General features: G+C 72.3%; 15 protein-coding genes. 6 read left to right on the top strand and 9 right to left on the bottom strand.

Annotated features, from left to right (window positions below):
• The first annotated feature begins 39 nt into the window (after positions 1–39).
• Positions 40–1,017, top strand: a complete 978-nt coding sequence (locus ACNYS0_RS10765) for a GlxA family transcriptional regulator (protein ID WP_422472714.1) — start codon at positions 40–42, stop codon at positions 1,015–1,017.
• Positions 1,018–1,076: 59 nt separating this feature from the next.
• On the opposite strand, the gene ACNYS0_RS10760 is transcribed toward ACNYS0_RS10765, so the two are convergent.
• From ACNYS0_RS10760 to ACNYS0_RS10745, 4 genes are all read right to left on the bottom strand, one after another.
• Positions 1,077–3,122 (bottom strand): NAD(+) synthase, encoded by a 2,046-nt coding sequence (locus tag ACNYS0_RS10760; protein WP_422472712.1) that lies wholly within the window; start codon positions 3,120–3,122, stop codon positions 1,077–1,079.
• Positions 3,119–5,995: a glycoside hydrolase family 2 TIM barrel-domain containing protein gene (locus tag ACNYS0_RS10755; RefSeq protein WP_422472710.1), complete on the bottom strand. Its 2,877-nt coding sequence runs from the start codon at positions 5,993–5,995 to the stop codon at positions 3,119–3,121. The genes ACNYS0_RS10760 and ACNYS0_RS10755 overlap by 4 nt, the downstream gene beginning before the upstream one ends.
• 13 nt (positions 5,996–6,008) lie before the next feature.
• Positions 6,009–7,250 carry an ROK family protein gene (locus tag ACNYS0_RS10750; protein ID WP_422472708.1) on the bottom strand — a complete coding sequence of 414 codons (1,242 nt, stop codon included), beginning with the start codon at positions 7,248–7,250 and terminating at the stop codon, positions 6,009–6,011.
• 67 nt (positions 7,251–7,317) lie between these two features.
• Positions 7,318–8,568, bottom strand: coding sequence for an FAD-binding protein (locus tag ACNYS0_RS10745; RefSeq protein WP_422472706.1), 1,251 nt, complete (start codon positions 8,566–8,568; stop codon positions 7,318–7,320).
• Between the two features lie 178 nt (positions 8,569–8,746).
• On the opposite strand from ACNYS0_RS10745, the gene ACNYS0_RS10740 reads away from it, so the two are divergent.
• Positions 8,747–9,397: a pyridoxamine 5'-phosphate oxidase family protein gene (locus ACNYS0_RS10740; RefSeq protein WP_422472704.1), complete on the top strand. Its 651-nt coding sequence runs from the start codon at positions 8,747–8,749 to the stop codon at positions 9,395–9,397.
• A 77-nt stretch (positions 9,398–9,474) separates the two neighbouring features.
• Positions 9,475–10,797, top strand: coding sequence for a radical SAM protein (locus ACNYS0_RS10735; RefSeq protein WP_422472702.1), 1,323 nt, complete (start codon positions 9,475–9,477; stop codon positions 10,795–10,797).
• Position 10,798: 1 nt separating this feature from the next.
• Here ACNYS0_RS10735 and ACNYS0_RS10730 read toward each other — a convergent pair whose 3' ends face one another.
• Positions 10,799–11,827: an asparaginase gene (locus tag ACNYS0_RS10730; protein ID WP_422472700.1), complete on the bottom strand. Its 1,029-nt coding sequence runs from the start codon at positions 11,825–11,827 to the stop codon at positions 10,799–10,801.
• Positions 11,828–11,971: 144 nt separating this feature from the next.
• Between ACNYS0_RS10730 and ACNYS0_RS10725 the strand changes: the two genes are divergently transcribed.
• Positions 11,972–12,421 carry an Lrp/AsnC family transcriptional regulator gene (locus ACNYS0_RS10725; protein ID WP_422410934.1) on the top strand — a complete coding sequence of 150 codons (450 nt, stop codon included), beginning with the start codon at positions 11,972–11,974 and terminating at the stop codon, positions 12,419–12,421.
• A gap of 18 nt (positions 12,422–12,439) precedes the next feature.
• On the opposite strand, the gene ACNYS0_RS10720 is transcribed toward ACNYS0_RS10725, so the two are convergent.
• Both ACNYS0_RS10720 and ACNYS0_RS10715 read right to left on the bottom strand, forming a co-directional pair.
• Positions 12,440–13,606: an alanine--tRNA ligase-related protein gene (locus ACNYS0_RS10720; protein WP_422472698.1), complete on the bottom strand. Its 1,167-nt coding sequence runs from the start codon at positions 13,604–13,606 to the stop codon at positions 12,440–12,442.
• Positions 13,607–13,850: 244 nt separating this feature from the next.
• Positions 13,851–14,390, bottom strand: coding sequence for a DUF6069 family protein (locus ACNYS0_RS10715; protein WP_422472696.1), 540 nt, complete (start codon positions 14,388–14,390; stop codon positions 13,851–13,853).
• 231 nt (positions 14,391–14,621) lie between these two features.
• On the opposite strand from ACNYS0_RS10715, the gene ACNYS0_RS10710 reads away from it, so the two are divergent.
• Both ACNYS0_RS10710 and ACNYS0_RS10705 read left to right on the top strand, forming a co-directional pair.
• A complete protein-coding gene (locus ACNYS0_RS10710) occupies positions 14,622–15,938 on the top strand; it encodes a hypothetical protein (protein WP_422482581.1) in 1,317 nt (438 codons plus the stop codon).
• Between the two features lie 26 nt (positions 15,939–15,964).
• Positions 15,965–16,981, top strand: a complete 1,017-nt coding sequence (locus ACNYS0_RS10705; RefSeq protein ID WP_422472694.1) for a TIGR00341 family protein — start codon at positions 15,965–15,967, stop codon at positions 16,979–16,981.
• A gap of 555 nt (positions 16,982–17,536) precedes the next feature.
• Here ACNYS0_RS10705 and ACNYS0_RS10700 read toward each other — a convergent pair.
• Positions 17,537–19,174, bottom strand: coding sequence for an acyl-CoA dehydrogenase family protein (locus ACNYS0_RS10700; RefSeq protein ID WP_422472692.1), 1,638 nt, complete (start codon positions 19,172–19,174; stop codon positions 17,537–17,539).
• 25 nt (positions 19,175–19,199) lie between these two features.
• Positions 19,200–19,811, bottom strand: coding sequence for a TetR/AcrR family transcriptional regulator (locus tag ACNYS0_RS10695; protein WP_422472690.1), 612 nt, complete (start codon positions 19,809–19,811; stop codon positions 19,200–19,202).
• Between the last annotated feature and the right edge of the window lie 81 nt (positions 19,812–19,892).

The raw sequence follows: 19,892 nt of genomic DNA, 5'->3' as shown, positions 1-19,892 counted from the left end.
GACAATGGCAAGATGGTCATTCAGCGATAGGATCGTGCCATGAGTGGAACCTCCGAAAGCTCGCCCCACCGCGTGGTCGTGCTCGCGCTCGACGGGGTCTACCCCTTCGAGCTCGGCATCCCGAAGCGGGTCTTCGGCTCGGCCGGCGCCGCCTACGAGGTGCTGACCTGCGCCGCGACCTCGGCCCGCACCGTACGCACGGACGCCGACTTCACGATCACCGTCGCGCACGGCCCGGAGGCGCTGGAGAGCGCGGACACCGTGATCGTCCCGCCGTACGACATGGCGCGCATCGCCGAGCCGCAGCCCGCCGAGGAACGGGCCGCGCTCGCCCGGATCAGGCCCGGCGCCCGCACCGTCTCCATCTGCACGGGAGCGTTCGCGCTCGCCGAGGCCGGGATGCTCGACGGCCGGCGCGCCACCACGCACTGGGCGCTCGCGGACCGCTTCCGCCGGATGTTCCCGCACGTCGCCCTCGACCCGGACGTGCTGTTCGTCGAGGACGGCGACGTACTGACGTCCGCGGGCGCGGCCTCGGGACTCGACGTCTGCCTGCACCTGGTGCGCTCCGACCACGGCAGCGCCCTGGCCAACTACGTGGCCAAGTGCTGCGTCGTCCCGCCGTGGCGCGAGGGCGGCCAGGCCCAGTACATCGAGCAGCCCGTCCCCGAGGAGGGTGACAGCGGCACCGCGCCCGCCCGCGCCTGGGCCCTGGAGCGCCTCGACCGGCCGCTCGGCTTGCGGGAGTGGGCCGCGCACGCCCGGATGAGCCCGCGCACCTTCGCCCGCCGCTTCCAGGAGGAGACGGGCACGAGCCCCGGCCGCTGGCTGATCCTGCAACGCGTGCACCGCGCCCGCCATCTCTTGGAGTCGACGGACCTCCCGGTCGACCGCATCGCGGCGGAAGTCGGCTTCGCCACCGGCACGTCCCTGCGCCAGCACCTGCACGCCACGATCGGGGTCACCCCGCAGGCGTACCGCCGCACGTTCCGGGCGGGTCCGGTGGGCGCGGTGTGAGAGAGGGACTGTGACGCCTGGCCACGATATTTTCGTAGTCGGGCGTCACAGTTCCGGGATCACACCCCCTCGGGCCACTCCCACCGCTCCAGGTCCCGCAGCCACACCCGCGCGTTGCCGTCGGACGGCGCGCGCCAGTCGCCGCGCGGCGAGAGCGAACCGCCGGCCGACACCTTCGGCCCGTTCGGCATCGCGGACCGCTTGAACTGCGCGAACTGGAAGAAGCGCCGGCAGAAGTACTCCAGCCAGTGCTTGATCTCCGCGAGGTCGTACGCGCCCCGCTTGTCCTCAGGGAAGCCGGGCGGCCACTCGCCCGCCGCCACGTCGCGCCAGGCGTGCCACGCCAGGAACGCGATCTTCGAGGGCCGGAAGCCGTGCCGCAGCACGTAGTAGAGCGTGAAGTCGTGCAGCGCGTAGGGGCCGATCTTCGACTCGGTGGACTGGAGCTCCTCGCCGGGCACCAGCTCCGGGCTGATCTCCGTGTCGAGGATCGCGGTGAGGATCTTCCCGGCCTCGTCGCCGAACTGGTCGCTGCTGACGACCCAGCGGATGAGGTGCTGGATGAGCGTCTTGGGCACGCCGCCGTTGACGTTGTAGTGGCTCATCTGGTCGCCGACGCCGTACGTGCACCAGCCGAGCGCCAGCTCGGAGAGGTCGCCGGTGCCGAGGACGATGCCGCCGCGCTGGTTGGCGAGGCGGAACAGGTAGTCGGTGCGCAGGCCCGCCTGGACGTTCTCGAAGGTGACGTCGTAGGCCGGCTCGCCGTTCGCGAACGGGTGCTCCATCTCGCGGAGCATCAGGCGCGCGGTGTCCGTGATGTCGAGTTCGGCGGCCGTGACGCCGAGGGACTTCATGAGGGCGTGCGCGTTGGACTTCGTGTGCTCGCCCGTCGCGAAGCCCGGCATCGTAAAGGCCAGGATGTCGGTGCGGGGGCGGCCCGCACGGTCCATGGCGCGGGCCGCGACGATCAGGGCGTGCGTGGAGTCGAGACCGCCGGAGACGCCGATGACGATCTTGGGGTTGCCGATCGCCGACATTCGCTGGACCAGGCCCGAGACCTGGATGTTGTAGGCCTCGTAGCAGTCCTGGGCGAGGCGCTCGGCGTCGGCGGGCACGAACGGGTAGCGCTCGACGCGGCGCTTGAGGCCCAGGTCGGTGCTGGTGGGCGGGTCCAGGTGGAAGTCCACCCGGCGGAAGTCACCGGTGCGCGCGGTGTGCGTGCGGCGGTTGTCGTCGAACGTGCCCATCCGCTGGCGCTCCTGGCGCAGCAGGTCCAGGTCGACGTCGGCGACGGCGTGCTGGTCGCCGAGCGGGAAGCGGTCCGTCTCGGCGAGCAGCACCCCGTTCTCGAAGATCATCGTCTGGCCGTCCCAGGAGAGGTCGGTCGTCGACTCTCCCGCTCCGGCCGCCGCGTACACGTACGCGGCCAGGCAGCGGGCCGAGGCGGAGCGGCACAGCAGCTTGCGGTCCTCGGCGCGGCCGACCGTGATGGGGCTGCCGGAGAGGTTCAGCAGGACGGTCGCACCCGCGAGGGCGGCCTCCGCGCTGGGCGGCACCGGGACCCACATGTCCTCGCAGATCTCCGCGTGCAGGACCAGTCCCGGCACGTCCTCGGCGGAGAAGAGGAGGTCCGTGCCGAAGGGCACCTCGGCGCCCCGGATCCGGATCGTGCCGCCGCGCTCGTCGTCGCCCGCCGCGATCTGGCGCTTCTCGTAGAACTCCCGGTAGGTGGGGAGGTACGACTTGGGCGCCACCCCGAGGATCCGGCCGCGGTGGACGACGACCGCGCAGTTGTAGATGCGGTTGCGGTGGCGCAGGGGCGCGCCGACCACGAGCACCGGCAGGAGGTCCGCGGAGCCCGTGACGATGTCGGCGAGCGCGTCCTCCACCTCGTCGAGGACCGGGTCCTGGAGCACCAGGTCCTCGATGGAGTAACCGCACAGGCCCATCTCGGGGAAGAGGGCGACGGCGACTCCGTCCTCGGCGCAGCGGCGGCCCTGGCGCAGGACTGCCTCCGCGTTGGTGCGCGGGTCGGCGATGGCGGCGTGGCCGGTGCACGCGGCGACCCGCGCGAAACCGTGACTGTAGATCGACCGGAAGTTCACCCACCCATGATGTCAACCGGGCCGTGGCCGTGCGCGGCGGGGCTCGGCCGCAACGGCTCGAACGTGAACGAGAACTCGGCCGGCCCCGGCGTGAGCCGGTACCGCGGCAGCACCCCGGGGCCGCACGACTGTGAGCCGATGCCCTGGTGCGCGTGGTCGAGATGCACCCACAGCGTGTCGCCCGGTGTCAGGTCCGTGCGGTGGGTGGCCGCGTCGAGCTGCCGTGTCGTCCAGCGGCGGGCCGTGAGCGCGTAGGCCGGCTCGCCCTCGATGCGCAGCCCGCCGAGCTCCGCCCAGCGGACGTCGACCCGCGCCCCGTTCTCCTGCGGCCGCACGTACGGCGTGTGCAGCGCCGCCACGTCCGACTCCCAGCGGCCGAGCCGCGCCGCCTCGCGGGTGTCCGGGTACGCCTCGCCGGGCCCGCCGCCGAACCAGCGCACACCCAAGTCCCCCACGGGCAGCCCGAGCCGGACGCCGAGCCGGGGGAGCGGGAGCCGCCAGTCGCCCTCCGGGACGACGGACACGGTCAGCCGCAGCCGCCGCTCGTCGGCCGTCCACCGGTAGCTCGCGCGCAGCCCGATGTCCCGGCTCGCCGGACCGACCCGGGTGCGTACGGTCAGGGCGTCGCCCTCCAACTCGACGCCGTCCACGCGGTGTTGCATGCGGTGCAGGCCGAACTTCCGCCACAGCGGCCCGAGCCGCTCGTCGTTCTGCCAGCTCGCGCCGTCGTCGTTGTCCGTGGGGGCGCGCCACACGTCGAGCCGGGGAGCGGAGGCGAGGGACACGTCGCCGATGGCGCGCAGGTCCCCGGTGCGGGCGTCGAAGGTGGCGGGGCCGAGCGTGAGCACGCCCTCGGCGGTGCGCGGCGCCGCGCCAACGACCGTGCTGACCAAGGACGTTCGCGATTGCGGGACGCTCTGCCCCCACGCCACCTCATGGCCGTCGCCGTCCAGGGCCCGGATCGTCCAGTACCCGTCGCCCGCGGCGGGCGCCGACAGCTTCACGTCGGCGGACTCGCCGGGGCCGAGCGGCGGAACGGTGAGGGTGCCCCGCTCGGCGGCCTCGCCCTCCACCTCGTACGCCCAGTCGAAGGCGAGATGGGACAGGTCGCGGAAGTCGTAGCGGTTGGTGACGCGCACGGCGCCGGCCTCCCCGTCGACGTCGATCCGTACGGGCTCGATCACCTTCTTGAACTCGACGAGCCCCGGCGACGGCGTCCGGTCGGGGAACAGCAGCCCGTCGCAGACGAAGTTCCCGTCGTGCAGCTCCTCGCCGAAGTCGCCGCCGTACGCGTACCCGTACCGCTCGTCGGCGATCCCGTGGTCGATCCACTCCCAGACGAACGCGCCCTGGAGCCGGTCGTACTTCTCGAACAGTCGCTGGTAGTCGGCGAGTCCACCGGGTCCGTTGCCCATGGCGTGCGCGTACTCGCACTGGATGAAGGGCAGACGGCGGCGCCGCTCAGGGCCGCCGTCGAGGCCCTGGCCGATCCGCTCGACCTCCGCGTGGTCGGCGTACATGCGCGAATAGACGTCGGTGTCACGGCAGTTGATGTCGCCCTCGTAGTGGACGAGGCGCTCGGGGTCGCGCGCGCGGATCCACTGGGCCATGGCGGTGAGCCCGCGCCCGGTGCCCGCCTCGTTGCCGAGCGACCACAGCACGACGGACGGGTGGTTCTTGTCGCGCTCGACCATGCGGGCGGCCCGGTCGAGCAGCGCGGGGGTCCAGCGTTCGTCGTCGACCGGGTTGTCGCGCCAGCCCTGCTCGACGAAGCCGTGGGTCTCCAGGTCGCACTCGTCGACGACCCACAGCCCGTACTCGTCGCAGAGCGAGAGGAAGGCCGGGTGCGGCGGGTAGTGGGAGGTGCGGACGGCGTTGATGTTGTGGGACTTCATCAACTCGACGTCGCGGCGCATGGTGTCGAGGTCGAGCGCGCGGCCGTGCTCGGGGTGCCACTCGTGCCGGTTGACGCCCTTGAACAGGACCGGCGTGCCATTGACCTTGATCAGCCCGTCCGACAGCTCGACCGTACGGAAGCCGATCCGCAGCGGCACCCGCTCGCCGGCCGTCGCGAGCTCGCCGTCGTACAGGCGCGGCGTCTCGGCCGTCCACGGCTCGACGGCGACGGTCACGGGCTCCCCGGTGGCGACGTCGACCCCCAGCTCGGGCACGGTGATCCGACCCGCCACGTCACTGTCGACGCGGAGTGTGCCGAGGCCGGTGGTGTGGTCGTACGAGGCGTGCGTGAAGAAGTCCCCGACGCCTCCGACGGGGCGGTGCAGGAGGGTCACGTCGCGGAAGATGCCGGGCAGCCACCACTGGTCCTGGTCCTCCAGGTAGGAGCCCGCCGACCACTGGTGCACGCGGACCGCGAGCACATTGCCGGTGGGGGCGAGGAGATGGCCGACCTCGAACTCGTGCGGCAGCCGGCTCCCCTTGAACTCACCCAGCTCGGTCCCGTTCAGCCACACCCTGGCGCAGGACTCGACCCCGTCGAAGCGGACCACGGCCGAACCGTCACCCGGCCAGTCCCCGGGCAGGTCGAAGACGCGCAGGTGATCCCCGGTGGGGTTCTCGTCGGGGACGCGCGGCGGATCGACGGGGAAGGGGTAGAGCACGTTCGTGTAGGCGGGCGCACCGAAGGCCCCGTCACCCTGCATCACCCAGTGCCCCGGGACCGTGACCTCGGCCCAGTCCGTGGAGTCGTAGCCGGGGGCGGCGAAGGACGCGTCGTGGGTGTCGGCGGACGGGGCCACCCGGAACCCCCACGTCCCGTTGAGCGACAGGGACTTCGCGGAGGACCGGGCGTACCAGGCGCGTGGTGGCAGGCTGCCGGTGCCGGGGGACGGGTCGGTTACGTAGGCGATGGACATGAGGTCTCCCTGATTAAGCCCCGCCGGCGATTGAGGCGCGGGGTCCGGGGCGGAGCCCCGAGGCGTCGACTCCGGTGCGCCCCACGAATCCCTCCAGCGCGAACGTCGCCGCGCCCAGACTCACCGGATCCGTAGGAACAGGCGAAAGAACGATCTCGGTCGCGGCGAACGGCCCCGCGAGCGAATGCCGGGCCACGGCCGACCGCACCTCGTCGAGCAGGGGCCCGCCCCACGCCCGCGCAACCCAGCTGCTGAGCACCACAACCTCGGGGTTGAGCAGATTGACCAGGTCACCGACCGCCGCACCGAGATACCGCGCGGTCTCCCGCACCACATCCAGCGCCTCGGCGGAGCCCTCCGCCGCGGCCCGCCCGACCGCCGAGACGGTCGCGGTCTGATCGTCCGGGTGCAGCAGCGACGAGCCGGGGCACAGCTCCCGCAAGGTGCGCATGATGCCCGGCGCCCCCACGTACGCCTCCACGCACCCCCGGTCCCCGCAGTGGCACGGCCGCCCGTCGAGCACGAGCGTGGTGTGTCCCCACTCGCCGGCGCTGTTGGTGACACCCCGGTGCAGCGCCCCGCCGAGCGCGAGCCCCGCGCCGACACCGGTGCCGAGGTTGACGACGACCGCGTCGTCCCGCCCGCGCGCCGCCCCGAACCACAGCTCGGCGACGGTGGAGGCGCGCAGCGGATTGTCCAGGTACAGGGGGACGTCGAGGTGCCGGGCGAGCAGTTCGCGCAGCGGCACCGCGCCGTGCCAGCCCCAGTTCGGGGCGAACACGCTGATGCCGCCCTGCCGGTCGACGAGCCCCGGCATGCAGACTCCGGCGCCGAGCACGGGCCCGCCGGTGGCGGCGTCGAGCACGGACCGGACCGCGTCGGCGATCACGGCGGCCACGCGCTCGGGCTCGTGCGCCCCCGGCCGCAGTTCGCGGTCGGCGCGGGCGGTGACCCGCAGGTTCAGGTCGAACAACTCGGCGTGCACATACGTCTCCGCGACGTCCACGCCGACGAGCGAACCGTGCCCCGCGTCCACGGAGACGAGGCCGCGCGGCCGCCCGCCCGCCGAGTCCACGAAGCCGTCCGCGACCAGGATGCCCAGGTCGAGCAGCTCCCCGACGAGGGTGGCGACGGTCGCCGAGCTGAGGCCCGTCTCCGCGGCCAGCTCCGGCCGGGAGACGGCGGATCGGCCGAGGCAGTGGCGCAGCACCTCGTACCGGTTCGCCGTCCGTATGTCGCGAGACGTGCGCTTCATGACGTCAGGCTAGGAGCGCCGGACGGGCTTCTGCAAGGGGTTGGAGAAAGGGCTTTCAAAAGCCCGGTCACGCACCTCGCGGCAGCAGCCCCCGCACGAACGCGTTGCTGAACTTCCCCTCCGGGTCGAGCCGTTCGGCCAGCGCCACGAAGTCCGCCGCCCGCGGATACCGTTCGGCGACCCGCGCCGGATCCGCGGTGAACACCTTCCCCCAGTGCGGTCGCGGCCCGAACTCCCGCAGCCGGTCCTCCACCAGCGAGACGACCGGCAGCGCCCGCTCCGCGTCCGCCACCCACGTGAAGTGGAACGCGACCGTGTCCCGGCCGTACGCGGGGCTGAGCCACTGCGTGTCCGCGGCGACCGTGCGCACCTCGCAGACCTGCACCACCGGGGCGATCCGCTCGCGCACCGCGTCGAGGGAGGTCAGCGCGGCGACGGCGTGCTCGCGCGGCAGCAGGTACTCCGACTGCAACTCGTCGCCGTTGCTGGGCGTGAACTCGGCACGGAAGTGCGGCAGCCGCTCGTGCCAGGGCCCCGGCACCCCGAACTGCTCGGTGCAGTGCACGGCGGACATCCCCGGCACCGGATGCTGCGCCTCGACGGCGGACCCGGCCCACGGGAACTCCAGCGCGTCCGGCATCCGCCGCTTCACCCACACCTGGTCGAAGCGCGGCCCGCGCCAGCCGGTGAACAGGCTGACGCTGTACGCGGCGGCCGACACGGCATCGAAGTCGAGCCCCTGGAAGGGAAGTTCACGGAACACGTACTGTGCGACATCGAAGGACGGCTCCACGTCCAGCGTCAGCGACAGCACCACGCCGAGCGCGCCCAGCGAGACGACCGCCCCCTCGAAACCGGCGTCCCCGCGCGCGAGCGTGACCAGCTCCCCGTCCCCGGTCAGGATCTCCACGGCCCGTACCGCCTCGGCCAGCGACCGGTTGCCGTTGCCCGAGCCGTGCGTGCCGGTGGCCACCGAACCGGCGACGGAGATGTGCGGCAGGGAGGCCATGTTCGGCAGCGCGAGCCCGTGCGTGTGCAGGGCCGCGGCCAGCTCGGCGTAGCGCACGCCGCCGCCGACCCGCACGGTGCGCTCCGCGGTGTCGACGTCGATCCGGTGCGGCAGGTCCGCGAGCGACACGAGCGCGCCGCCGCGCCCCGCGTCCACATCGGCGATCCGGTTGAACGAATGGCCACTGCCGAGCACCCGTATGTGCTCGCTCTTGGCGACGACCGCACGCAACTCGTCGACGGTGACCGGCCGGTGCAACCGGTCGGCGGAAAAGGTGATGTTGCGAGCCCAGTTGGTGACAGCCGACACGGCACGCCTCTCTTCGAGAACAGACTGCTCTTGGGGAACGGACTGTCGAGAATTTGACCACGGACCATCAAGCCCCTGCGGCGATCGAGCAGCGGGGCCCGGGGCAGAGCCCCGCGACCGCGACATCACGCCCACCTCATGAACGCCCGGCACCCCCACGGGAGTACCGTGCCTGCGCATGACGTACACCGACGACCACCGCGCCACCCACCGGCAACCGCGACAGCACCCCCGCGCCGACCTGGAGGCGATCCTCGACGCGGGCTTCGTGTGCCATCTCGGTGTCATGGTCGACGGCGCGCCCGTCGTCGTACCGACCGTCTACGGGCGTGACGAGTGGTCGCTGTACGTGCACGGCTCCGTGGCCGGCCGCAGCCTCGTGGCCGACCCGGAGGCGGCGGTGTGCGTGACGGTGACCCACGTCGACGGCCTCGTCCTCGCCCGCTCCGTCTTCGAGCACGGCGTGAACTACCGCAGCGCCATGGTGCACGGCGTGCCGCGCGTGATCACCGACGAGGCCGAGAAGCTGGAGGGCCTGCGCCGCCTCACGGAGCACGCGACCCCCGGCCAGTGGACGTACGCGCGGCAGCCGAACCGCGAGGAGCTCGCCGCCAGCACGCTCCTCGCGCTCTCCCTCGAAGAGGCCTCGGTGCAGATCCGGTCCGGCGCGCCCGACGACGGGGAATCGGCCGACGCGGAGCTCGGCCTGTGGGCCGGGACCCTGCCGCTGAACGCCCGCTGGGGCGCTCCCACGGCCGATCCGCTGCTGCCCGTCGGCATCACCGCGCCCGCCCACATCGTGGCCCGAGCGGGGACCCGGCACGGCTGACCGGCGGCCGGGGCGTACCGTGAGGAGTCGAGAAACCGTAGAAAACGCTGCACAGCAGAGGGTCGAGGAGTAACGGGATGCAGAGCCGTACGGCGCTGGTAGAGGACCTGATGGAGCGCTTCCCGCACGTTCCGAAGGAAGCGGTCTTCAAGGAGGACCTGCTGCGCGGCGGCGTCGCCTTCGACGCGTCGGCGCTGAGTGACAACGAGGACGGCGAGGTCAAGCCGAAGTCGTACTTCATCTTCTCCTTCGACCACGGCACCCTGCCCGAGCTGGGCGAGGCCGCGCTGCGCCGCCCGCCGGAGGAGATCGTCCTCACCGGCGGCCCCTACGACCTGCGCCGCACGGTCGTCTCGGTCCGCGTGAACCCGAAGTCGCCGTACCGCGTGGCGGCGAACGAGGACGGCATGCTCGGCCTGTACCTCGACGGCAAGCGCATCTCCGACGTGGGCGTGCCGCCGATGCCGGAGTACTACCGGCACAAGCTCTCCAACGGGAAGTCGGTCATGGAGGTGGCGCCCACGATCCAGTGGGGCTACCTGATCTACCTGACCGCGTTCCGGGTCTGCCAGTACTTCGGCGCCAAGGAGGAGTGCCAGTACTGCGACATCAACCACAACTGGCGCCAGCACAAGGCGGCCGGCCGTCCGTACACGGGCGTGAAGGACGTCGACGAGGTCCTCGAGGCCCTCGAGATCATCAACAAGTACGACACCGGGAAGACGTCGACCGCGTACACGCTCACCGGCGGCGCGATCACCTCGAAGGTCCAGGGTCTGGACGAGGCGGACTTCTACGGCCGGTACGCCAAGGCCATCGAGGAGTACTTCCCGGACCGCTGGATCGGCAAGGTCGTCGCCCAGGCGCTGCCCAAGGACGATGTGCAGCGCTTCAAGGACTACGGCGTGCAGATCTACCACCCCAACTTCGAGGTGTGGGACGAGTACCTGTTCAAGATGTACTGCCCCGGCAAGGAGCGCTACGTCGGCCGCGACGAGTGGCACAAGCGGATCCTCGACTCGCGCGAGGTCTTCGGCGCGCGCAACGTGATCCCGAACTTCGTGGCGGGCGTCGAGATGGCCGAGCCGTTCGGCTTCAAGACGGTCGACGAGGCCATCGCCTCCACCACCGAGGGCCTGAACTTCTTCATGTCGAACGGCATCACGCCGCGCTTCACCACGTGGTGCCCGGAGCCGACGACGCCGCTCGGCAAGGAGAACCCGAACGGCGCGCCGCTGGAGTACCACATCCGGCTGCTCGACGCGTACCGCAACGCCATGGACGAGCACGGGCTCTCCTCGCCCCCCGGATACGGTCCGGCGGGCGCGGGCCGGGCCGTGTTCTCTGTCAGCTCGTTCATGGACAGCCTCGCGCCCAACGAAGAGGCCTTGGAGTTCTGAGCTACGCGGCCGCCTGCTCGCCGGACGCCTCGGCGTCGGCGGGCAGCGGCTGCGGCGCGTCGATCAGCCGCCGCAGCAGGTCGGTCCTGCTCGCGGGCGCGGCGTCCGCGAGCAGCGCGGCCAGGACGGCGATCCGGGTCTGGCCCGCGCGCAGCGTGCCGCTGAGCACGGCCCCCGCGGCGACCAGGTCCACGGCGCCGCCGCCCGTGTAGATCTCGGCCAGCGGGCCCGCGGATACGCGCGTAGAAACGGCGACGAGGACTCCGCGGCGTACGGCTGAGGACACCGCGTCGACCAGCTCGGGCGTCGCGTTCCCCGCGCCCGTGGCGACGAGCACGATGCCGCGCGCGCCCGCCGCGACGGCGGCCTCGAAGAGCGTGGCGTCGGCGTCGCTGTGGTGCATGACGATGTCGACGCGCGGTATCGCCGTGCCGGGCTGCGGCTGAGGCAGCGGGGCCGGGCGGCTCGGCTTGTGGCGCACGTCGACGCGGCCGAAGCCGAGGCGGCCGAGCGGTCCCGCGGACGGGTCGGCGAAGGCGTCGGCCGCGAGGGTCTGCGTCTTCACGGTGCCGCGGGCCGCGTGCACCTTCCCGTCGAAGGCGACGAGCACGCCCATGTCCCGGACGTTCCCGGCGACCTGCAAGGCGTCGTACATGTTCCCCGGGCCGTCGCCCTCGGCCTGGCCGAGCGGCTTCTGGGCGCCGGTGAAGACGACCGGGCGCGGGTCGTCGTGGTGCAGGTCGAGCAGGAACGCGGACTCCTCCAGGGTGTCCGTGCCGTGCGTGACCACGATGCCGTCGACGGCCGGGTCGGCGAGCACCTCGCGCACCGTGCGCAGCAGCGTCAGCTGGAGCTCCGTCGTCATCCGCGAGCTGTTCACGTTGAACAGGTCGACGACGTCCACCTCGACCCCCTCCGGCAGCGCGGCCGTCGCCAGCACGGTGTCGCCGCCCGCGTCGGCGGCGTAACCGGTGCCCTGCCAGCGGCTGGCGATGGTGCCTCCGGTGCTGATGAGGGTGATGCGTGCCATGTGACCTGCCTCGCCAAGAGTCGGTGCCCCCGCGCGCGCGTGGAGAGCGTATGTTCGATCTACAGCAAGGATAAATCGTGATCTGCGCAATCGGATTGCGAATCCTGGCCGACGATCGCGCAAGGCGTGGTGCATGATTGCGCCATGGACCGGATCGATCTGCATATCTTGCGCGAGCTCCAGGAGGACGGCCGCCTGAGCAATCAGGACCTGGCCGCACGCGTCGGCCTCAGCCCGTCCCCGTGCATGCGCCGCGTGCGGCAGCTGGAGAAGGACGGCGTCATCCAGGGCTATCGCGCGATCGTCGACCCGGAGGCCGTCGGCCGCGGCTTCGAGGTCCTCGTCTCCATCGAGGTGCGCCGCGACCGCGCCTCCGTCGAGGCATTCGAGCACGCGCTCCAGGACATCCCCGACGTCATCGAGGCCTACCGCCTCTTCGGCAGCCCCGGCTGCATGCTGCGCATCGCGGTCGCCGACCTCGCCGCGTACGAACGCCTGTGGATCGAGCGGCTCACCGCGCTCGACGGGGTCACCGAGGTGAACTCGCAGATCATCATGAAGCGCATCAAGGAACCGAAGGGACTGCCGGTGTAGCCGACAGCCCCTCCGCGCCTACTGCTCCCGCAGGTTCAGCACCAGCTCGCGCGGCAGCCCGTGCGTGTCGTGCAGATAGTGCAGGTCCTCCTCGGTCAGCGAGCCCTGGAACCGCGGCCTCGACAGCAGCTTCCTGCCGCGCTCCAGGAGCCGGTCGAAGCTCAGCTCCTCGTCGAGCAGCACCTGGCGCACGGACGACGGGTCGACGTCCTGGCGGAAGTGCTCCAGCGTGTGCCGGACCAGCTCGACCGGCAGGTCCCCGAGCGTGTGGGTCGGGTTCTCGCGGCGCAGCACGGTCAGCACCCGCCGGATCAGCCGGCGCAGCACGTAACCGCGCCCGGTGTTCGACGGCCGCACGCCGTCGCCGACGACCACGACGGACGAGCGCAGATGGTCGCTCACCACCCGGAACGACGGCTCGTCCAGCGGCCACAGGCCCGGAAGGAGCCGCCGCCACGGATCGAAGACGTCGCACTCGAAGACGGACGAGCGCCCCTGGAGCAGCGAGGACAGCCGCTCCAGGCCGAGCCCCGTGTCGACGTTGCGCTGGGGGAGCGGCACCAAGGAGCCGTCGTCGAGGCGCCGGTAACGCATCGTCACGTGGTTCCACACCTCCACCCAGCGTTCGTCCTTGGTCGGGCTCGACTCCGGCGGGGTGTCACCGGTCCACAGGAAGATCTCCGAGTCCGGGCCGCACGGGCCGGTCGGCCCGTTGTCCCACCAGTTGTCCTCGACGGTCTCCTCGACCGGCACCCCGCGCCGCTCCCACACCTCCCGGGAACCGGTGTCGGGGCCCACCTGTCCGTCGCCGCCGAACACGGTCACATACAGCATCCGGGGATCGATGCCGAAGCCCTCGGTGAGCAGCTCGTACCCCCACTCCAGGCTCCGCGGCCCCTCGTAGTCGCCGAGCGACCAGGTGCCGAGCATCTCGAAGACCGTCAGATGCGTGGGGTCGCCGACCTCCTCCAGGTCCGTGGTCCGCAGGCATCGCTGTACGTTGACGAGCCGTCGGCCGAGCGGATGGGGGCGGCCCTCCAGGTACGGGGTGAGCGGGTGCATCCCGGAGGTGGTGAACAGGACCGGGTCGCCGGGCGGCGGCAGCAGCGTCGAACCGGTGACGCGGCGGTGGCCGCGGTCCTCGTAGAACTCGGTGAACGTGCGGACGACGTCGTCGGTGCGCATGGGGTGACTCCTTCGCGTGATGCGGGCGAAAGGCACCGGAAGCGGCCGGGCGGAACGTACTGCGACAACGAAAACACCGGCGGCCGTTTCCGGTCGCCGGTGGAAAGGTGAATACGTCAGGCGGCGGCAACCGGCGAGCTGGTCGCTCGCGCGGTCGCGGTGGTCGGGCGGTGCCCCATGACGTTCATGAGGCCGAGGGTAACGCGGCCCGGCCCGCAGGGGCCAGGCAATTTCCGGGGCCCGGTCAGTAGCGGCGCACCGCGCCCCGCGCCACCGAGGACAGCAGGGAACCGATGGCGATGCCGATCACGAGGTACACCCCGGCGGTGCCGAGCTTCGCCTGCCACGTCAGCCCCGTCGTGAACGGGAGCAGCACCATGACCGCCGTCGCGAGGCCGATGATCCAGGCGAAGAAGCGCTCGGGCCGCGGGGTCGCCACGATCAGCAGGTGCAGGAGGACGGTCGCGCAGAGGGCCGCCACCGCGGCGCCGCCCGCGAGCGCGCCCGTGGTCGCGTTGCCCATCAGGCCGTCGCCCTCCGGCGCGAACACGGGGACGTCGAGCACGCCCCGTACGAGGAGGAGCGCGACCACGGCCGTGAGCGCGGCGATCACGGCGGTCATCAGCCCGCCCGCCCACAGCTTTCCGGCGTCGAGGCGGGGCTGTGGCCGCGGCTGTGGCTCGGGCGCGTAGCCGGGTTCGGCCTGGCCGTACGACTGGCCGTAGGACTGGCCGTAGGACTGGCCATAGGACTGGTGCCCGTAGGGCGAGTTCTGTGGATCCACGATGAGGCTTTCCGGTCGAGTTCCGGGTACGGCGGATGTCCGGTGCAGTCTTGCTCGCCGTACTCGTCCCCGCATTTCGGGCGAACCATCCGGGGCACGCCGGTGCCCTCGCCGTTCACCCGCCTGGCGCCGTCCGCTCGCCCGGCGGCGGCGCAGCGGTTCCCCTGGCATTCACACCGCGCGCGCTCGCGCGTCGACAAGGAGGCAACGGTGGCGGAGGACACGGTGCCCATGGGCCCCGCCGAACAGGCCGAACTCGCGCGGCTGCGAGGCCGGGTGGCCGAGCTGGAGGCCGAGCGCGGGGGCGGGCGGCGGCGCCACCGGGGGCGGTCGTTCCTCGCCGTCGTACTCATCGTGATCGGCTGTGTCCTCGCGCCGCTCGGCATCGTCGCGTCCTGGGCGGCGGACCAGGTGGGCGACACCGACCGCTATGTCGACACCATCGGCCCGCTGGCCTCGGACCCCGACATCCAGAAGGCCGTCGCGAACCGCGCCACGAACGCGATCATGCAGCGGATCGACCTCCAGTCCCTGCTCTCCGAGGTGCCCACCGACGACCGGCCGCTCGTGGAGAAGTCCCTGGGCAAGCTGGGCGACTCCCTCGAAGACGCGGTCCGCAGCTTCGTCCAGGACAAGGCGCAGGGCGTCGTCGCCTCCGACGCCTTCGAGAACATCTGGAAGCAGACCAACCGCACGGCCCACGGCGCCCTCGACAAGGCGCTGACCGGCAGCGGCGGCGGGGCGGTCAAGCTGGAGGGCGGCGACACCGTCACCCTCGACCTCGGCCCCGTCGTCGAACAGGTCAAGCAGCGCCTCGTCGACTCCGGCCTCACCGTCGCCGCGAAGATCCCCGAGGTCCACACCGACCTCACGCTCGTCACGAACGACAACATCGGCAAGGCCAAGACGTACATGCGGCTGTTGCAGGTGATGGGCAACTGGCTGCCGCTCCTCGCCCTCGTCCTCGTCGCAGCGGGTGTGCTGGTCTCCGTACGCCGCCGCAGGTCGCTCGTGGCCGCCGCGCTCGCGGTCGCCGTGAGCTGCGGGCTGCTCGGCATCGGGCTGCGCGTCTTCCGCGTGATCTACCTCGACCGGCTGCCCGCGAACGTCTCGCAGGGCGCGGCGGCAGCGGTCTACGACACGATGACGCACTTCCTGTTCACCATGGTCCGGATGGTCGTCGCGCTCGGTGTGGTCGTCGCGCTCGGCGCGTGGCTCACCGGGCGCGGGAAGCGGGCGGGCGTGGTGCGCGGGCTGTGGGTCTCCGGCATCGACGGCGCGCGGCTCGCCGCGGACCGGGCCGGATTCCGCACCGGTCCGGTCGGCCCGTTCGTGCGCCGCCACCGGACGTGGCTCGTCTGGATCCTTGTCGTGGGCGCGCTCCTCGTCTACCTGTTGTGGTCGTACCCGACCGGGTGGGTCGTCGTCGGGATCGCCCTGTGCCTGCTGTTCCTGCTGGCGGTGGTGGAGTTCCTGGCGGCGGAGGGGGGTGGGGACGACGTGGCGGACGCGCCGGTCGGGACCCCGCCCACGCCGACCGCGCTCTGAGGCGGGAGCAGGGGATGGTGAGGGTGATGGGAAAGGTCGACGCGGCCACGGTCGGCCGCATGACGGACGCCCTGTTCATCGAGCGCTCGTGGAAGAGCCCGAGCTCGACCCGGTTCTGGGGTCTGCTCGTGCTGGCGGCGGTGATCGCGAGCGCGGGCGTGGTCGGCGACTCGACGGCCACGGTCATCGGCGCGATGATCGTCGCCCCGCTGATGACGCCGATCCTCGGCAGCGCGCTCGCGCTGGTCCTCGCGGACCGCTCCCTGGTCGTCCGGTGTGTGCTGCTCGTCCTCGGCGGGGCGCTCGCGGTCGTGGCGATCGGGATGCTGCTGGGGTGGATCGCGGCGCCGCCCGACGACTTCGCGTCCAACTCGCAGGTGTCGTCCAGGATCAGCCCGCGCCTCATCGATCTGCTCGCGGCGCTCGCCACGGGCACGGTGGGCGCGTTCGCGCTGGTCCGCGCGGACATCTCCGACACGTTGCCGGGCGTCGCGATCGCCATCTCGCTGGTGCCGCCGCTGGCCGTCACGGGGCTGCTGATCACCGTGGGCCGCTTCCACGACGCGAGCGAGTCCGCGCTCCTGTTCGCCACGAACGTCGCCGCGATCGTGGCGACCGGGACCGTCGTGTTCCTCGTGTACGGGATCCGGGGCGCGGCCCGGGAATCCGCGCGGTACGTGGGGGAGTTCCACGGCCGCACGCTGGTGGCGGTGGTCGGGGTCCTGGTGCTGATCGCGGTGCCGCTCACCACGGGGACGGTGTCGGTGTGGCGGGACCGGGTCCTCGCGGCGGACGCGCGGCCGGTCGCGGAGGGGTGGGCGGGGGCGGGGAAGTGGCAGATCGCGTCCGTGGAGGCGCGCCAAGGCGTGGTGGTGATCGGCGTCCTCGGCCTGCCGCCCCAGCCGGCCCCCACGGCGCTGCGCACCGCACTCGACGAACACGGCATGTCCGACGCGGACCTGGAGCTCCACCTGGTGGGCGGCCGCACGCACTGGTGCGCGGCGGGCGGCACGACCTGCGAGGTGCGGGGTACGGGCGGTTGACGCCGGGATCCCTGTCACGCGGCGCCGGGGGCCACCGTGCCGTGGCGGGGCCCCGCCGTCCTGATCGCGCGGCATCGGGGTTCACCGTGCCGTGGCCGGACCCCGTCGCCCTGATCGCGCGGCACCGGGGGCCGGGGCTCTTGCCGGGGTCGGCGCCCGTTGCCATGGTTGCGCGGCACCGTGCGCCGCCTTGCCCACCCTGCCGCCCAAGGCGGCAGATTGCCCAAGTCGGTAGCGGCCGACCGCCAGGGGCGGGGAGCCGTGGTGGTGGAGGTTGGCCTAGGCGGTAGCGGCCGACCGCCAGGGGTGGGGAGCCGTCGTGGCGGAGGTTGGCCAAGGCGGTGGCGGCCGTCCGTCAGGGGTGGGGAGCCGTGGTGGTGGAGGTTGGCCAAGGCGGTGGCGGCCGTCCGCCAGGGGTGGGGAGCCGTCGTGGCGGGTGGGCAATTCAAGCCCCTGCGGCGATTGAGCAGCGGGGGCCGGGGCGGAGCCCCGAGGCCGTAACGCCGGTGCGGCGGAATCAGCCCCGCCGGCGATTGAGGCGCGGGGCCGCGGAGGTCAGGCGGGGAGCCGGGACAGGATCGCCGCGAAGTCCGCCGCAGGCGGGATCGTGCCGAAGGCGAGGCCACGGTCCCCGGCCAGGCGGGTCGCGCAGAACGCGTCGGCCACCGCGGTCGGTGCGTGGCGGACCAGGAGAGAGGCCTGGAGGACGAGTGCCGCCCGTTCGATCAACCGACGCGCACGAAGCTGCGCGTCCTCGGGCGAGGCCAGCTCGCCCTGAAGCTCACGCCACGCCACATCAAGCCGCGCATCCGCCCCGGACGCCGCCTCGACCTCCGCCCGGAACGCCTCCAGCGACTCCGGCTCACGGGTCAACGCCCGCAACATGTCGAGGGCGTTGACGTTCCCGGACCCCTCCCAGATCCCGTTGAGCGGCGCCTCCCGGTACAGCCGCGGCATGCCTGACGCCTCGTCATAACCGTTGCCCCCCAGGCATTCCAGCGCCTCCGCGACCGCGACCGGCTGCCGCTTGCACACCCAGTACTTGCCCACCGCCGTGGCCAGTCGCAGAAACGCCCGCTCACCCGCGTCCCCGCGCTGCGCGCGGTCCGCCGCCCCCGCGAGCCGAAGCCCGAGCGTCGTCGCGGCCTCCGACTCCAGGGCCAGGTCCGTGAGGACGTTGCGCATCAGCGGCTGGTCGATCAGCTTCGCGCCGAACACCGAACGGTGCCGGGAGTGGTGCGCCGCCTGCGCGAGCGACTCGCGGACGTGCGCCGCCGAGCCGAGGACGCAGTCGAGCCGCGTCATCGTCACCATGTCGATGATGGTGCGCACCCCCTTGCCCTCGTCACCGACGAGCCACGCCACCGTGTCGTCGAACTCCGGCTCGCTGGACGCGTTCGAACGGTTCCCGAGCTTGTCCTTCAACCGCTGGATACGGAACGTGTTGCGGCTGCCGTCCGGCAGCACCCGCGGCACGAGGAAACACGAAAGACCGCCCGGCGCCTGGGCCAGGACCAGGAACACGTCGTTCATGGGCGCCGACGTGAACCACTTGTGGCCGCGCAGGCGCCATGTGCCGTCCGGCTGCTCGACCGCGGCCGTCGTGTTCGCGCGCACGTCCGTGCCGCCCTGCTTCTCCGTCATGCCCATCCCGGCGAGCAGTCCGCGCTTGCCGGCGAGGGCGCGGAGCCCGGGGTCGTACACGGTGCTGGTGAGCAACGGCTCGTAGACCTTGGCGAGTTCGGGCGCGCGGCGCAGCGCGGGCACCACCGCGTACGTCATGGAGACCGGGCACATGTGCCCCTGCTCCAGCATCGTGGCGAGCATGAACGTGCCGGCCCGCGCCACGTGTGCGCCCGGCCGCTCGTCCGCCCACGCCGAACCCGCCGCGCCCGCCGCCACCGTCGCGCGCATCAGCGAGTGGTACGAGGGGTGGAAGTCGACCTCGTCGACGCGGTTGCCGTAGCGGTCGTGGGTGCGCAGCTCGGGCTCGTGCCGGTTGGCCTGGTCGGCCCAGAGCCGGGCCTCCTCGCTGCCGACGTAGTGGCCGAAGCGGTGCAGCTCGTCGATGTGCCACTCGGCGCCCTCGCGGCGGACGCCCTCCAGGAGGACCGGGTCGTCGGCCGCGTCGTGCCCGGTCAACGGCGGTGCCTGGTTGGTGACTTCGTGTGTCACCGAGGGGTTCGAGTGCATCAGGGGCTCCTCCCATGAGTACGGGTCAGGCAGTGGCCGGCGCGCCCGCGCAGCGCAGCGCCATGGCGGTGAGTTCGGCGATCAGCTCGCCGCCGCCCGCCTCGTCGTGGGCGGCGAGCGGGTCGGCGAGCACCTCGCCGATCGCGCCGGTGAGCGCGGCCGCGGTGATCCCGCCGTTCTGTTCCGGCAGCAGGCCCGCCGCCATGCCCTCGTGCACGACCTCGGCGAACAGGGTGTGGTAGCGGCGCCGGTAGTCGATGCGCTCGGCGCCGACCTTGGGGTCGGCGGGGGCGACGAGCAGGGCGTGCGCGAGGCCGCGGTTCTCCAGGGCGCGCCGGGCGAACACCTCGACGCCGCGACGCAGCCGCAGCACCGGGTCGCCGTCGCCGTGCAGCACCTCGCCGATCACCGTCACCTCCCGCGCCGCCGCGCGCCGGAACACCTCGACCGCGAGCGCCGCCTTCGACGGAAAGTGCTGGTAGACCGAGCCCGCCGCGATCCCGGCCGCGTCGGCGACCGCCGTCACGGACGCCTGCGCCCAGCCCACCTCGGCGACGACGGAGGTGGCGCAGGCGACGAGGTGCTCGCGCGCCGCTTCGAGGCGGCGGATTTCGGCGGGGGTCTTGCGGTAGGCCATGCAAGCAGTGAACCATCATTCAGAGTTTCCCGCCATGGTCGGTCCGCACCGGCACGGCACTCGTCAGGAGCCGGCCAGGCT

Source organism: Streptomyces anthophorae, from assembly GCF_049310305.1.
In the GTDB taxonomy this organism is placed as follows: Bacteria; Actinomycetota; Actinomycetes; order Streptomycetales; family Streptomycetaceae; genus Streptomyces.
Note: the sequence above shows the minus strand (reverse complement) of the source record. Positions and strands in the feature narration are given on the sequence as shown.

What these genes read in the sequence shown, in the direction of transcription:
- ACNYS0_RS10720 (WP_422472698.1), bottom strand. Translation starts at nt 13,606, where the DNA reads ATGCGCACCGACGACGTCGTCCGCACGTTCACCGAGTTCTACGAGGAC.
- ACNYS0_RS10705 (WP_422472694.1), top strand. Translation starts at nt 15,965, where the DNA reads ATGGGAAAGGTCGACGCGGCCACGGTCGGCCGCATGACGGACGCCCTG.
- ACNYS0_RS10755 (WP_422472710.1), bottom strand. Translation starts at nt 5,995, where the DNA reads ATGTCCATCGCCTACGTAACCGACCCGTCCCCCGGCACCGGCAGCCTG.
- ACNYS0_RS10765 (WP_422472714.1), top strand. Translation starts at nt 40, where the DNA reads ATGAGTGGAACCTCCGAAAGCTCGCCCCACCGCGTGGTCGTGCTCGCG.
- ACNYS0_RS10700 (WP_422472692.1), bottom strand. Translation starts at nt 19,174, where the DNA reads ATGCACTCGAACCCCTCGGTGACACACGAAGTCACCAACCAGGCACCG.
- ACNYS0_RS10710 (WP_422482581.1), top strand. Translation starts at nt 14,622, where the DNA reads ATGGGCCCCGCCGAACAGGCCGAACTCGCGCGGCTGCGAGGCCGGGTG.
- ACNYS0_RS10725 (WP_422410934.1), top strand. Translation starts at nt 11,972, where the DNA reads ATGGACCGGATCGATCTGCATATCTTGCGCGAGCTCCAGGAGGACGGC.
- ACNYS0_RS10750 (WP_422472708.1), bottom strand. Translation starts at nt 7,250, where the DNA reads ATGAAGCGCACGTCTCGCGACATACGGACGGCGAACCGGTACGAGGTG.
- ACNYS0_RS10735 (WP_422472702.1), top strand. Translation starts at nt 9,475, where the DNA reads ATGCAGAGCCGTACGGCGCTGGTAGAGGACCTGATGGAGCGCTTCCCG.
- ACNYS0_RS10695 (WP_422472690.1), bottom strand. Translation starts at nt 19,811, where the DNA reads ATGGCCTACCGCAAGACCCCCGCCGAAATCCGCCGCCTCGAAGCGGCG.
- ACNYS0_RS10740 (WP_422472704.1), top strand. Translation starts at nt 8,747, where the DNA reads ATGACGTACACCGACGACCACCGCGCCACCCACCGGCAACCGCGACAG.
- ACNYS0_RS10730 (WP_422472700.1), bottom strand. Translation starts at nt 11,827, where the DNA reads ATGGCACGCATCACCCTCATCAGCACCGGAGGCACCATCGCCAGCCGC.